The following is a 13271-nucleotide window of genomic DNA, read 5'->3' as shown; positions in this document are numbered from 1 at the left end:
TGTTATTTTTCTTGCAGTGCCTTCTCGATGCACAGGCCGGCGTTCAGCACGCCATCGTCGCGCAGCGCTCCATGCCAGACCATCAGGCCGACCGGGAGTTCCCCTTGCACATGGCAGGGCAGCGACAGGGCGCAGCCGTCCAGCAGGTTCACCAGGCTGGTGTTGCGCAGCAGCAGGGTGTTGACGCGGAAAAACTCCTCGTCGCGTTCTGCACCCGGCGCCACGCTGGCGATGGTGGGCGCCGTGATCGGCACGGTGGGCGAGAGCAGGGCGTCGTAGCCGTCGATGGCCGAGTGCATGCGCTGCTGCCAGGCGCTGCGCATGCCGATGAGGGCGATGTACTCCCAGGCCGTGAGCGCGGCGCCCTTGTCGATGCGGGCGCGCACCCGGGGGTCGTACTGGGCGCCCCTGGCGGCCAGCAGCTCGCGGTGCCAGGCATAGGCCTCGGGGGGCGAGAAGCCATAGGACGGCTGCTCGGCCGCCTCGGGCAGGGCGATGGTGTCGATGCGCGCGCCCGCTTGGCGCAGCGTGGCCAGGGTGCGCTCGAAGGCCCGGGCCACGGCCGCATCCATGCCGTCAAGGAACAAGGTGGTGGGCACGGCGAGCCGGTAGCTCGCCAGCGGGGCGGGGCTGCGCGTGACGCGCGTGGCCGAGAGCAGCTCGTGCACCACGATGGCATCGCGCACGCTGCGCGTCATGGCGCAGGCGGTGTCCAGGGTGGTGGACAGGGGCACGGCGCCCGTGGTGGGCACCAGGCGCTGGGTGTTCTTGAAACCCACGATGCCATTGAGGGCTGCCGGTATGCGGATCGAGCCTCCCGTGTCGGAGCCCAGGCCCACGAAGGCGGCGCCCGTGGCCACCGAGACGGCGGCGCCCGACGAAGAGCCGCCAGGCACGCGCGCCTCCCCAGGCAGGGCGCCGAAGCGCCCGTCAAAGGCGGCGGGCGTGCCGAAGTGGGGGTTCACCCCCACGCCGGAGAAGGCGAACTCGACCATGTTCGTGCGGCCGATGAGGCTGGCACCCGCTGCGCGCAGGCGCGCCACGGCCGGGCTGTCCTGCGCTGCCGGGGCACTGCCGGCCAGCGCGGTGGAGCCCGCGGTGCTGGCCTGGCCAGCGATGTCGAAGAGGTCCTTGACCGACACCGCCAGCCCGGCCAGGGGCTTGTGTGCCAAGCCGGGCTGCACCGCGGCGGTGCGCGCCGTGTCGAAATGGGTCTGCAGGAAGCTGTGGGCATTGGCGGGAGCCTGTGCCGCCGCAATGCAGCGCTCCAGTTCTGCGGCCGGGGTGCTGGCGCCTGTCCGCACGGCCGAGCGGGTTTCCAGAAGGTCGGGGAGCATGGGTGTGCTAGAATCCTTGGGTTTTGCTGGGAGCAGTAGCGCTTTGTGCGTGGCCGCCTGGTGCAAAACCAATCGCAAACCAGCCCTGTCAAGGTGTTGTGGCGCTCGTGGGAAACACGGCGTTGCAAATTCAGGGGCTGATTTTAGACCTAACCTTTGGAGTATTTTTATGTCCGTTACCATGCGCGAAATGCTGGAAGCCGGTGTCCACTTCGGTCACCAGACCCGCTTCTGGAACCCCAAGATGGCCCCCTACATCTTCGGCCATCGCAACAAGATCCACATCATCAACCTGGAAAAGTCGCTGCCACTGTTCCAGGAAGCCCAGAAGTTCGCCAAGCAACTGGCTGCCAACCGCGGCACGATCCTGATGGTCGGCACGAAGCGCCAGGCCCGCGAAATCCTGGCCACCGAAGCGCAACGCGCTGGCGTGCCTTTCGTCGACCAGCGCTGGCTGGGCGGCATGCTGACGAACTTCAAGACCGTGAAGACCTCGATCAAGCGCCTCAAGGACATGAAGGCCCAGCTGGAAACCGGCCTGGACAGCCTGAGCAAGAAGGAACAGCTCACCTTCACCCGTGAGATCGAGAAGCTCGAGAAGGACATCGGCGGCATCCAGGACATGGCTGCACTGCCCGACGCCATCTTCATCATCGACGTGGGCTTCCACAAGATCGCCGTTGCCGAAGCCAAGAAGCTCGGTATTCCGCTGATCGGTGTGGTCGACACGAACCACTCGCCCGAAGGCATCGACTACGTGATCCCCGGCAACGATGACTCGGCCAAGGCAGTGACGCTGTACGCCCGTGGCATCGCCGACGCGATCATCGAAGGCCGTGCCAACGCAGTGAACGAAGTCGTCAAGGCCGCCTCCGGCGAAAACAGCGACGAATTCGTGGAAGTGCAAGAAGCCGCTGCCTGATAGCCCGGCTGCGCGATCCGTCGCGAACAAAAGCGGGGCTCTGTTGGCCCCCTTTTTTTTAGCCCGAATCTGAAATCACTGAACTGAACACCGAAGGAATAAAGATGGCTGCAATTACCGCAAGCATGGTTGCCGAACTGCGTGGCAAGACCGACGCCCCGATGATGGAATGCAAGAAGGCCCTGACGGAAGCCGACGGCGACATGGCCAAGGCCGAAGAGCTGCTGCGCGTCAAGCTGGGCACCAAGGCCGGCAAGGCCGCCTCGCGCATCACCGCCGAAGGCGTGGTCGCCAGCTTCATCAGCGGCACCACTGGCGCCCTGGTCGAAGTGAACAGCGAAACCGACTTCGTGAGCAAGAACGACAGCTTCATCGCACTGGCCAACGCCGCTGCCGAGCTGATCGCCAAGCACAACCCCGCCGACGTGGCGGCCCTGGGTGCCCTGGCCTACGAGCAAGACAGCTTCGGCCCCACGCTGGAAGACGTGCGCAAGGGCCTGATCGGCAAGATCGGCGAGAACATGTCCTTCCGTCGCTTCAAGCAGTTCAGCGGCGGCAGCAAGCTGGCCTCCTACCTGCACGGCACGCGCATCGGCGTGGTCGTCGAGTTCGAGGGTGACGAAACGGCTGCCAAGGACGTCGCCATGCACGTGGCCGCCATGAAGCCCGTGGCCCTGACCGCTGCCGACGTGCCTGCCGACCTGATCGAGAAGGAGCGCTCGGTCGCCGCTGCCAAGGCGGCCGAAGACAAGGCCAAGGCCGAAGCCGAAGGCAAGCCCGTGCAGTCCGACGAAATCGTGACCAAGCGCATCGAAGGCGGCGTGCAGAAGTACCTCAAGGAAGTCTCGCTGTTCAACCAGGTCTTCGTGAAGGCTGCGGACGGCAAGCAGACCGTCGAGCAGATGCTCAAGGCCACCAACACCACCGTCAAGGGCTTCACCCTGTACGTGGTGGGCGAAGGCATCGAGAAGAAGGTCGACGACTTCGCGGCCGAAGTGGCCGCCCAGGTGGCAGCCGCCAAGGCCGCCGCCTGATCGCCGCCGTTTCCTGCAACCACCCCACCAAAGCCCAGAACCACCTACCGGAGAAATTTCCCATGTCCCAAGCCGCACCAGCCCACAAGCGCATCCTGCTCAAGCTGTCTGGTGAGGCGCTGATGGGGGATGACGCCTTCGGTATCAACCGTGCCACCATCGTGCGCATGGTCGAGGAGATCGCCGAGGTCACCCGCCTGGGCGTGCAGGTGGCGGTGGTGATCGGTGGGGGCAACATCTTCCGCGGCGTCGCGGGCGGCTCGGTCGGCATGGACCGCGCCACCGCCGACTACATGGGCATGCTGGCCACCGTGATGAACGCACTGGCCCTGGCCGATGCCATGGACAAGCAGGGCCTGGTGGCCCGCGTGATGTCCGCCATCGCCATCGAGCAGGTGGTCGAGCCCTACGTGCGCCCCAAGGCGCTGCAGTACCTCGAAGAAGGCAAGGTCGTGGTCTTCGCGGCCGGCACGGGCAACCCCTTCTTCACCACCGACACGGCCGCAGCCCTGCGCGGTGCCGAAATCGGCGCCGAGCTGGTGCTCAAGGCCACCAAGGTGGACGGCGTTTATACTGCCGACCCCCAGAAGGATCCCACGGCCACGCGCTACACGAAGCTCAGCTTCGACGAGGCCATGTCCCGCAACCTGGGCATCATGGATGCGACCGCCTTCGCCCTGTGCCGCGACCAGAAACTGCCGGTGCGGGTGTTCTCGATCATCAAGCACGGCGCGCTCAAGCGCGTGGTGATGGGCGAGGACGAAGGCACGCTGGTCTACGCCTGATGATGACGAAGCACGGGCTGGCCACGCGCCAGCCTGTCTCTGGTCCGCCCCGAGGAGAAAAACATGACGATTGCCGACATCAAGAAGAACGCTGAAACCAAGATGGACCAGTCCATCACGGCCTTCAAGAACAACCTGCAGAAGATCCGCACCGGTCGCGCCAACCCCGCGCTGCTCGACTCCGTGCAGGTCGAGTACTACGGCTCCTTCGTGCCCCTCTCCCAGGTGGCCAATGTGGCGCTGATCGACTCGCGCACCATCAGTGTCCAGCCCTGGGAAAAGGGCATGGGCGCCAAGATCGAGAAGGCCATCCGCGAAAGCGACCTGGGCCTGAACCCGGCTTCCATGGGCGACCTGATCCGCGTGCCCATGCCCCCCATGAGCGAAGAGCGCCGCAAGGAAATGACCAAGCTGGCCCGTTCCGAAGGCGAAGGCGCCAAGATCGCCGTGCGCAACCTGCGCCGCGACGCCAATGAAGCCGTGAAGAAGCTGGTCAAGGACAAGCTCGCTTCCGAGGATGACCAGAAGCGTGCCGAAACCGATGTGCAGAAGGTCACCGACCGCCACATCGCCGAGGTCGATGCCCTGGTGGCGGCCAAGGAACAGGAAATCATGGCGGTTTGAGCCCCCAGGGCTTGAACGTTTCCATGTCTGTACCTACGGTGGTGCCGCACCACATTGCCATCGTCATGGATGGCAACGGCCGCTGGGCCACACGCCGCTTCCTGCCGCGCCTGGCTGGCCACAAGCAAGGGGTCGATTCGCTGCGCCGCTGCGCACGCGCTTGCGTGCAGCGCGGTGTGGGCGTGCTCACCGTCTTCGCCTTCTCCTCCGAAAACTGGAACCGACCGGCCGAAGAGGTCTCGGGCCTCATGGAACTGTTGGCCATGGCGCTGGCGCGCGAGGTGCCCCAGCTCCTGAAGGATGGCGTGCGCCTGTACTTCGTGGGCGAGCGCGCGGGCCTGTCGGCCAAGGTGCAGGCTGGCCTGGCCCAGGCCGAGGCGGCAACCGCCCACAACACCCGCCTGGTGCTCAATGTCTGCTTCAACTATGGCGGGCGCTGGGACATCGCCCAGGCGGCTGCCGCTCTGGCAACCAAAGGCGAGCCCATCACCGAGGCCAGCCTGAACGCTGCCATGGGCATGGCCCATGTCCCCGACCCGGATCTGGTGATCCGCACGGGCGGCGAGATGCGCATCAGCAACTTCCTGCTCTGGCAAATCGCCTATTCGGAGCTGGTCTTCAGCGACCGGCTGTGGCCGGATTTCGATGAATCCGCGCTGGACGAGGCGATTGCGGCTTACAGTGCGCGGGAGCGCCGCTTCGGCAAAACCTCTGAACAGATTACCCTGTCCGCGCATCCCGATCCGATGCCGGGCTGAAAGGCCCCATGCTCAAACAGCGCGTCATCACCGCACTCGTCCTGCTGGCCATCCTGTTGCCGGCCCTGTTCTACAGCTCGCCACTGCCCTTCACCGTGGTGGTGCTGGTGCTCATGGCGGCAGGTGCCTGGGAATGGGGGCGGCTGTGCGGCTTCGGCCAGTCCGGCTCGCTGGCCGTGGGCGCCACCTGCGTGGCGCTGTGCCTGGGTTCCTGGGCGCTGGGCTGGCTCACGCAGCCGCTGACCGTGCTGTGGATCGTGGGTGGCGCGCTGTGGGTGCTGGGCACGGCCTGGCTGCTGCGCGCCGGGGTGCCCGGCTGGCCGCGCATTCCCGCGGCCGTGCGCTTGGTGGCCGGCGTGCTGGCGTTGTGGATGGCCTGGCTGGCGGTGGTGCAGGCGCGCCATGTGGGCATCAACTTCCTGCTGTCGGTGCTGGTCCTCGTCTGGGTGGCCGACATCTTTGCCTATTTTGCGGGCCGTGCCTTCGGCCTGCGCTTCACCAAGGGCAAGCTGGCCCCCTCCATCAGCCCCGGCAAGAGCTGGGAGGGTGTCTGGGGTGGTTTGGCCGGCGTGCTGGTGCTGTCCTTCGCCTGGGTGGCGGCCGATGCCCACTGGCAGGCCGAGGTGCTCAGTTTCTACAGCCGCATGGCCCGCCAGGGCTGGTGGCTGCTGGTGGTGGCGGCGCTGTTCATGACGGCGATGAGCGTCTCCGGTGACCTGGTGGAATCGCTCATCAAGCGCAGCGCCGGCGTCAAGGACAGCAGCAACCTCTTGCCCGGCCACGGCGGCGTGCTCGACCGCGTGGATGCCCTGCTGCCCACCCTTCCCCTGGCCATGATGCTTACGAGCCTGACGACGATCCCTCTATGAAACAACGGCTTACCGTCCTCGGTTCCACCGGCTCCATCGGCACCAGCACCCTCGATGTGGTGGCGCGCCACCCGGAGCGCTTCGAGGTTTTTGCCCTGAGTGCGTCCACCCAGGTGGACCTGATGCTGGCGCAGTGCGCGCAGTTCACCCCCCGTTTTGCCGTGATGGCCAGCGCGCCGCATGCCCGCCAGCTCGAAGACCGGCTGCGCCAGAACGGCCTGGCCACGCGTGTGCTGTACGAGGCCGATGCGCTCGAAACCATTGCCTCCCACCCCGAGGTGGATGCCGTGATGGCGGCCATCGTTGGCGCGGCGGGCCTGGCGCCCTGCCTGGCCGCGGCGCGTGCGGGCAAGCGCCTGCTGCTGGCCAACAAGGAGGCCCTGGTGGTGGGCGGCGGCCTGTTCATGCAGACGGTGAAGGCCGGCGGTGCCACGCTGCTGCCCATCGACAGCGAGCACTCGGCCATCTTCCAGTGCCTGCCCGAAGACCCCGCCACCTGGCCTGACCGGGTGGACAGCATTCTGCTCACGGCCTCGGGCGGGCCTTTCCGCCAGCGCGACCCGGCCACGCTCTCGCAGATCACGCCCGAACAGGCCTGCGCGCACCCCAATTTCTCCATGGGGCGCAAGATCTCGGTCGACTCGGCCACCATGATGAACAAGGCGCTCGAGGTGATCGAGGCGCGCTGGCTGTTCGACCTGGCGCCCGACCAGATCAAGGTGGTGATCCACCCGCAGCAGATCATCCACTCCATGGTGCAGTTCAAGGACGCCTCCATCCTCGCGCAACTGGGCACGCCCGACATGCGCGTGCCCATTGCGGTGGGCCTGGCCTGGCCCGAGCGCATCGCCAGCGGCGCCAGCCGGCTCGACTTCTCGACGCTGAGCGCGCTGGCCTTCGAGGATGCCGATGCCATCCGCTTCCCGGGCCTGCACCTGTCCTGGCAGGCGCTCAAGGCGGCCGAGGGCACGACGGCGGTGCTCAATGCCGCCAACGAGGTGGCGGTGGGGCAGTTCCTGTCGGGTCGATTGCGTTTCGATCACATTCACGCGGTCAATCTTGCAACTTTGGATGCGGTTTCGCCCTCCAAGCCGGATTCTCTGGCAGCGCTGCTCGATCTGGATGCGCAGTCGCGCAGGGCGGCAGAGCGGGCCGCAGGCCTGCTGGCCGCCTGAGGCGCGTAGCGCCGTTTCCTGGCGACTGCCGCTGCCACTGCCAAACCACGGAGCTTTCCATGCTGTTGACCGTCGTCGCGTTCATCGTCGCCCTGGGCCTTTTGATCGCCGTGCATGAATACGGCCACTACCGCGTGGCCGTGGCCTGCGGTGTGAAGGTGCTGCGCTTTTCCGTGGGTTTCGGCAAGCCCTTGTTCACCTGGCGGCCCAAGGGCTCGCCGACCGAATTCGTGCTCGGCGCCTTCCCGCTGGGCGGCTATGTGCGCATGCTCGATGAGCGCGAGGCGCCCGTGGCCCCCGAAGAGCGCCACCTGGCCTTCAACACCCAGCCGCTGCGCTCGCGCGCGGCCATCGTGGTCGCGGGCCCGTTGGCTAACCTGCTGCTGGCGGTGTTGCTGTACTCCATCGTCAACTGGAACGGCGTCGAGGAGCCCAAGGCCGTGCTGGCCAGCCCCGTGGCGGGCTCGGTGGCCCACAGCGCCGGCCTGCGCGGTGGCGAGCTGGTGCAGCGTGCGGCCCTGGGCTCCGAGGAACTGGAGCCCGTGCGCTCGTTCGAGGACCTGCGCTGGCTGCTGACCCGTGGCGCGCTGGAGGGCGAGTCCGTGCGCCTGGACGTGCAGCCGCAGACCGGTGCGCACCGCGAGATGGTGCTGGACATGTCGAAGATCGATTCGCGCGAGGCCGACGCCCAGCTGTTCCGCAAGATCGGCATCCTGGGGCCCTGGACGCGCCCGGTGCTGGGTGAGGTGATGCCCAAGGGCGCGGCCGAGCGCGCAGGCCTCAAGCAGGGCGATGTGGTGCTCAAGATCGGTACCACCGAGGTCGTGGACGGCCAGCAGCTGCGCGAGCTGATCCGCAAGTCCATGCAGGGCAACGAGCCGCTGTCCCAGCCCTGGCTGATCGACCGTGCGGGGCACTCGCTCACGCTGGACGTGTTGCCCGATGCCCAGCCCGAGCTCGGAGCCACGGTCGGACGCATCGGTGCCTACGTGGGGGCTTCGCCCGAATTTGTAACCGTTGAATACGGCCTGTTCGAAGGTTTCTGGACCGGCGTGGTCAAGACCTGGGACGTTTCGCTGCTCACCCTGAAGATGATGGGGCGCATGGTGATCGGCGAGGCCTCGCTCAAGAACCTCAGCGGGCCCTTGACGATTGCGGACTATGCCGGCCGTTCGGCAAGCATGGGCCTCACGCAGTACCTGGTGTTCCTGGCGCTGATCAGCGTGAGCCTGGGGGTGCTGAACCTGCTGCCGCTGCCAGTTTTGGACGGTGGGCACCTGATGTATTATCTTTGGGAGGGCGTGACGGGCAAGCAAGTGTCGGACGCATGGCTGGAGCGTTTGCAGCGCGGTGGTGTCGCGGTGCTGCTTCTCATGATGTCCATTGCCCTGTTCAACGATATCACCCGGCTTTTTGGCTAACCATTTTTCTTTCCGCTCTTGCCCCGCAGGAGCGGCTCCAGTTCCATTCATGAAAAATCCAATCAATCGCCTGGGCGTGCGTACCGCATCGGCCATTGCAGCCATGGTCTTTGTCGCCAACGCGGCGTGGGCACTGGAGCCTTTCAAGGTGCAGGACATTCGCGTGGAGGGCCTGCAGCGCGTGGAGCCCGGCACCATCTTCGCATCCATGCCCTTGCGTGTGGGCGATGACTACAACGACGAGAAGGGCGCAGCCGCCATCCGCGCGCTGTTCGCCCTGGGCCTGTTCAAGGACGTGCGCCTGGAGGCTTCGGGCAATGTGCTGGTGGTGGTGGTCGAGGAGCGCCCCACCATTGCCGACGTGGACTTCGCGGGCACGCGCGAATTCGACAAGGACGCGCTCAAGAAGAGCATGCGCGAAGTGGGCCTGACCGAAGGCCGCCCCTACGACAAGGCGCTGACCGACCGCGCCGAGCAGGAGCTCAAGCGCCAGTACATCAACAAGAGCCTGTATGGCGCCGAGGTGGTGACCACGGTGACGCCCATCGAGCGCAACCGTGTGAACCTGACGTTCTCGGTGGTCGAGGGTGAGCCTGCGCGCATCAACGAAGTGCGCATCGTCGGCAACAAGGCCTTCAGCGAATCCACGCTCAAGGGCCTGTTCGACCAGGACACGGGGGGCTGGCTCAGCTGGTACACCAAGTCCGACCGCTATTCGCGCGCCAAGCTCAATGCCGACCTGGAAACTCTGCGCACCTACTACCTGCAGCGCGGCTACCTGGAGTTCCGCGTGGAATCGACGCAGGTCGCGATTTCGCCCGACAAGCAAGGCATCTCGATCACGGTGAACGTGTTCGAGGGCGAGCGCTTCGTGGTCTCGGGCGTCAAGCTCGAAGGCAACTACCTGGAGCGCGAGGACGAGTTCAAGTCGCTCATCACCATCCGCCCCGGCGAGCCCTACAATGCCGACCAGGTGACCGAGACCACCAAGGCCTTCTCCGAGTACTTCGGCCGCTTCGGCTTTGCCTTCGCGCGCGTGGAGGCCGTGCCCGAGATCGACCGTGAGAACAACCGCGTGGCCCTGGTGCTGCAGGTCGAGCCCTCGCGCCGTGCCTACGTGCGCCGCATCAACGTCAGCGGCAACAACCGCACGCGCGATGAAGTGATCCGCCGCGAGTTCCGCCAGTACGAAGCCTCCTGGTACGACGGCGAGCGCATCCGCCTGTCGCGCGACCGCGTGGACCGCCTGGGCTTCTTCACCGAGGTCAATGTCGAGACGCAGGAGGTGCCCGGCTCGCCCGACCAGGTGGACCTGGTGGTCAACGTGGCCGAAAAGCCCACCGGCTCGCTGCAGATGGGCGTGGGTTTTTCCAGCGCCGAGAAGGTGGCCCTGTCCTTCGGCATCAAGCAGGAGAACTTCTTCGGCTCCGGCAACTACCTGGGTGTGGACGTCAACACCAGCAAGTACCGCCGCACGCTGGTGTTCAGCACCACCAACCCGTATTTCACGGACGAAGGCATCTCGCGCACGCTGGACCTGTACTACCGTACCGACAAGCCTTATGAGGACCAGGGCGGCAACTACCAACTGGTGACCACCGGCGGCTCGGTGCGCTTTGGCGTGCCGTTCAGCGAGACCGACACGGTGTTCTTCGGTGGCGGTCTGGAGCAGACCACCATCAAGCCCGGCACCAACATCCCGGCCACCTACCTGGCCTATGCCGACAACTTCGGCTACAAGAGCACCTCGATCCCGCTGACCATCGGCTGGTCGCGCGACGACCGCGACAGCGCGCTGGCGCCCAATTCGGGCCGCTACCAGCGCCTGAACTCCGAATGGTCGGTGGCCGGCGACGCCCGCTATGTGCGCGCCAACTACCAGTACCAGCAGTATGTGCCGCTGAACAAGCGCTTCACGCTGGCCTTCAACGGTGAACTGGGCATCGGCAAGGGCATGAACGGCCGTCCCTTCCCCGTGTTCAAGAACTACTATTCGGGCGGCCTGGGTTCGGTGCGTGGTTTCGACCAGGGCACCCTGGGTCCGCGCGATGTCACCGGCGCCTCGCTGGGCGGCCCGAAGAAGGTCACCCTCAATGCCGAGCTGATCGCTCCCTTCCCGGGGGCCGGCAACGACCGTACGCTGCGCGTCTTCACCTTCGTGGATGTAGGCAATGTGTATGGAGAGAATGAAAAGGTAACCGCCAGCACCATGCGCGCCTCCGCCGGGCTTGGTTTGAGCTGGATTTCCCCGCTGGGCCCCCTGCGCCTGGCCTTTGCACAACCGGTACGCAAGTTTGCTGGCGATAGAATCCAGAAACTGCAATTCCAGATTGGAACGTCTTTCTAATGAACTCCCTTTCCCGCCATTTCGCCCTGGTCATGTTGCTTGGCAGCTTTGCCATGGCGGTTCCCGCACAAGCGCAAGAGTCTTTCAAGGCCGGTTTCATCAATACCGACCGCATCTTGCGCGAGGCCAACTCGGCCAAGGCGGCATCGGCCAAGCTCGAGCAGGAATTCACGCGCCGCGAGAAGGACCTCGTGGACATGGGCAATGCCCTGAAGACCGCTTCCGAGAAGTTCGAGCGTGAAGCCCCTACGCTGGCCGAGAGCCAGCGTGCCATCCGCCAGCGTCAGCTGGTGGACCAGGACCGTGACTTCCAGCGCAAGCGCCGCGAGATCCAGGAAGACCTGAACGCCCGCCGCAACGAAGAGTATGCCGCCCTGCAGGAGCGCGCCAACCGCGTCGTCAAGCAGGTCGCCGAGGCCGAGAAGTACGACGTGATCCTGCAGGAAGTCGCCTACATCAACCCCAAGCACGACATCACCGACAAGGTGATCAAGGCGCTCAATGCAGCGCCTGCCAAGTAAGCCGCTGCACCAGCAGCGCGGAGCAGGTGGCCTGTGAGCTTGCGTCTCGGGCACATCGTCGATGCGCTGGGGGGCTCGCTGGAGGGGGGCATGGGTGATACCGTCATCTCCCGCATCGCGCCACTGGAGGTTGCAGGGCCGGGGGATCTCAGCTTTCTGAGCAACCCCCGCTACCAGCAGCAACTGGCCGCCTCCCGGGCGGCCTGTGTCATTGTGGCCCCCGCGATGCGCGAGGCCGCCGTGGCACGGGGCGCCTGCATCGTGGCGGACAACCCCTATGTCTACTTCGCGCGGGCCACGCAGCTGTGGCGCCAGCACACGGCGCCAGGAGGGCAGGGCGGGGTGCATGCCAGTGCGGTGGTCGATCCAGCGGCGCAGGTGCATCCCTCGGCCACCATCGGTCCGCTGTGCGTGGTCGAGCGGGGCGCGCGCATTGGCGCGGGCACGGTGCTCAAGTCCCGCGTGACCGTGGGCGAAGACTGCTCCATCGGAGAGCGCTGCATCGTGCATGCCGGCGTGGTGATCGGTGCCGACGGCTTCGGCTTCGCCCCCGAGAAGGGCCAGTGGGTCAAGATCGAGCAGCTGGGTGCGGTGCGCATCGGCAATGACGTGGAAATCGGGGCCAACACCTGCATCGACCGTGGGGCGCTGGACGACACCGTCATCGAGGACGGCGTGAAGCTCGACAACCTGATCCAGATCGGCCACAACGTGCGCATCGGCAAGCATGCGGCCATGGCCGGCTGCGTCGGCGTGGCCGGCAGCGCGACCATCGGTGCCCACTGCACGGTGGGCGGCGGCGCCATCGTGCTGGGCCACCTCACGCTGGCCGACAACGTGCACATCTCGGCGGCCACCGTGGTCACCCGCTCATTGACCCAGCCGGGCCAGTACACCGGCATGTTCCCCATCGACGACAATGCGCGGTGGGAAAAAAACGCTGCAACACTCAAACAACTGCACAGCTTGCGCGAGCGCATCAAGGCGCTGGAGCAGGCTCTCAAGGCAGCATGAACGGAAGAACAACTCGATGATGGATATTCACGCGATTCTCAAGCAACTGCCGCACCGCTACCCCTTCCTGCTGGTGGACAAGGTGATCGAGTTGGAGAGCAACAAGCACATCAAGGCGATCAAGAACGTCACCTTCAACGAGCCGTACTTCATGGGGCACTTCCCGGGCCGCCCGGTGATGCCCGGTGTGCTGATCCTCGAAGCCCTGGCCCAGGCGGCCGGCTTGCTGGCCTTCGATGCCATGGGCAAGGTGCCTGACGAGAACAACATCTACTACTTCGTCGGCATCGACGGCGCGCGCTTCAAGCGCCCCGTGGAGCCGGGTGACCAGCTGGTGATGACCATCACCATCGACCGCGTGCGCGGCGGCATCTGGAAGTTCAAGGGCGTGGCCAGCGTGGGCGAGGAAGTCGCGTGCGAGGCCGAACTCATGTGCACCATGCGCCAGGTGGGCTGAAAGCCGG

Annotated in this window: 13 protein-coding genes; 12 read left to right on the top strand and 1 reads right to left on the bottom strand. The window is 65.8% G+C overall.

Annotated elements, in window-relative coordinates:
* Window positions 1-2: 2 nt before the first annotated feature.
* Window positions 3-1337 carry an amidase gene (locus tag AC3WOH_RS16590; protein WP_492230404.1) on the bottom strand — a complete coding sequence of 445 codons (1335 nt, stop codon included), beginning with the start codon at window positions 1335-1337 and terminating at the stop codon, window positions 3-5.
* Between the two features lie 169 nt (window positions 1338-1506).
* On the opposite strand from AC3WOH_RS16590, the gene rpsB reads away from it, so the two are divergent.
* The 12 genes from rpsB to fabZ all read left to right on the top strand — a co-directional run bounded on the left by rpsB (window position 1507) and on the right by fabZ (window position 13264).
* The gene (rpsB, locus tag AC3WOH_RS16585; protein ID WP_184862239.1) at window positions 1507-2259 is read left to right on the top strand and encodes a 30S ribosomal protein S2; all 753 of its coding nucleotides are present in this window, start codon (window positions 1507-1509) and stop codon (window positions 2257-2259) included.
* Window positions 2260-2363: 104 nt separating this feature from the next.
* Complete coding sequence (gene tsf / locus AC3WOH_RS16580) at window positions 2364-3293, top strand: translation elongation factor Ts (protein WP_492230403.1); 930 nt, start codon at window positions 2364-2366, stop codon at window positions 3291-3293.
* Between the two features lie 62 nt (window positions 3294-3355).
* Entirely contained in the window at window positions 3356-4078 is a 723-nt protein-coding gene (gene pyrH / locus AC3WOH_RS16575; protein WP_184862243.1) for a UMP kinase, read from the top strand.
* 63 nt (window positions 4079-4141) lie between these two features.
* Window positions 4142-4702 carry a ribosome recycling factor gene (gene frr / locus AC3WOH_RS16570; RefSeq protein ID WP_492230402.1) on the top strand — a complete coding sequence of 187 codons (561 nt, stop codon included), beginning with the start codon at window positions 4142-4144 and terminating at the stop codon, window positions 4700-4702.
* Between the two features lie 23 nt (window positions 4703-4725).
* Window positions 4726-5460 carry a polyprenyl diphosphate synthase gene (gene uppS / locus AC3WOH_RS16565; RefSeq protein WP_492230401.1) on the top strand — a complete coding sequence of 245 codons (735 nt, stop codon included), beginning with the start codon at window positions 4726-4728 and terminating at the stop codon, window positions 5458-5460.
* An 8-nt stretch (window positions 5461-5468) separates the two neighbouring features.
* Entirely contained in the window at window positions 5469-6329 is an 861-nt protein-coding gene (locus AC3WOH_RS16560; protein ID WP_492230400.1) for a phosphatidate cytidylyltransferase, read from the top strand.
* On the top strand, window positions 6326-7504 hold the full coding sequence (gene ispC / locus AC3WOH_RS16555; protein WP_492230399.1) for a 1-deoxy-D-xylulose-5-phosphate reductoisomerase: 1179 nt from the start codon (window positions 6326-6328) through the stop codon (window positions 7502-7504). The genes AC3WOH_RS16560 and ispC overlap by 4 nt, the downstream gene beginning before the upstream one ends.
* A 59-nt stretch (window positions 7505-7563) precedes the next feature.
* Entirely contained in the window at window positions 7564-8925 is a 1362-nt protein-coding gene (gene rseP / locus AC3WOH_RS16550) for an RIP metalloprotease RseP (protein ID WP_492230398.1), read from the top strand.
* 49 nt (window positions 8926-8974) lie between these two features.
* On the top strand, window positions 8975-11272 hold the full coding sequence (gene bamA, locus AC3WOH_RS16545; RefSeq protein ID WP_184862255.1) for an outer membrane protein assembly factor BamA: 2298 nt from the start codon (window positions 8975-8977) through the stop codon (window positions 11270-11272).
* Window positions 11272-11793: an OmpH/Skp family outer membrane protein gene (locus AC3WOH_RS16540; protein ID WP_184862257.1), complete on the top strand. Its 522-nt coding sequence runs from the start codon at window positions 11272-11274 to the stop codon at window positions 11791-11793. The genes bamA and AC3WOH_RS16540 overlap by 1 nt, the downstream gene beginning before the upstream one ends.
* A 33-nt stretch (window positions 11794-11826) precedes the next feature.
* Window positions 11827-12807, top strand: a complete 981-nt coding sequence (gene lpxD / locus AC3WOH_RS16535) for a UDP-3-O-(3-hydroxymyristoyl)glucosamine N-acyltransferase (RefSeq protein WP_492230397.1) — start codon at window positions 11827-11829, stop codon at window positions 12805-12807.
* 16 nt (window positions 12808-12823) lie between these two features.
* The gene (fabZ, locus tag AC3WOH_RS16530; RefSeq protein WP_184862261.1) at window positions 12824-13264 is read left to right on the top strand and encodes a 3-hydroxyacyl-ACP dehydratase FabZ; all 441 of its coding nucleotides are present in this window, start codon (window positions 12824-12826) and stop codon (window positions 13262-13264) included.
* The last annotated feature ends 7 nt before the right edge of the window (window positions 13265-13271 follow it).

Source organism: Acidovorax sp. FW305-C-20-28 (assembly GCF_058783375.1).
This window is presented reverse-complemented; position numbering and strand designations above follow the sequence as displayed.

Bases quoted from the DNA above. Each gene is read 5' to 3' on its own strand.
- AC3WOH_RS16590 (WP_492230404.1), bottom strand. From the start codon at position 1,337: ATGCTCCCCGACCTTCTGGAAACCCGCTCGGCCGTGCGGACAGGCGCC.
- rpsB (WP_184862239.1), top strand. From the start codon at position 1,507: ATGTCCGTTACCATGCGCGAAATGCTGGAAGCCGGTGTCCACTTCGGT.
- tsf (WP_492230403.1), top strand. From the start codon at position 2,364: ATGGCTGCAATTACCGCAAGCATGGTTGCCGAACTGCGTGGCAAGACC.
- pyrH (WP_184862243.1), top strand. From the start codon at position 3,356: ATGTCCCAAGCCGCACCAGCCCACAAGCGCATCCTGCTCAAGCTGTCT.
- frr (WP_492230402.1), top strand. From the start codon at position 4,142: ATGACGATTGCCGACATCAAGAAGAACGCTGAAACCAAGATGGACCAG.
- uppS (WP_492230401.1), top strand. From the start codon at position 4,726: ATGTCTGTACCTACGGTGGTGCCGCACCACATTGCCATCGTCATGGAT.
- AC3WOH_RS16560 (WP_492230400.1), top strand. From the start codon at position 5,469: ATGCTCAAACAGCGCGTCATCACCGCACTCGTCCTGCTGGCCATCCTG.
- ispC (WP_492230399.1), top strand. From the start codon at position 6,326: ATGAAACAACGGCTTACCGTCCTCGGTTCCACCGGCTCCATCGGCACC.
- rseP (WP_492230398.1), top strand. From the start codon at position 7,564: ATGCTGTTGACCGTCGTCGCGTTCATCGTCGCCCTGGGCCTTTTGATC.
- bamA (WP_184862255.1), top strand. From the start codon at position 8,975: ATGAAAAATCCAATCAATCGCCTGGGCGTGCGTACCGCATCGGCCATT.
- AC3WOH_RS16540 (WP_184862257.1), top strand. From the start codon at position 11,272: ATGAACTCCCTTTCCCGCCATTTCGCCCTGGTCATGTTGCTTGGCAGC.
- fabZ (WP_184862261.1), top strand. From the start codon at position 12,824: ATGATGGATATTCACGCGATTCTCAAGCAACTGCCGCACCGCTACCCC.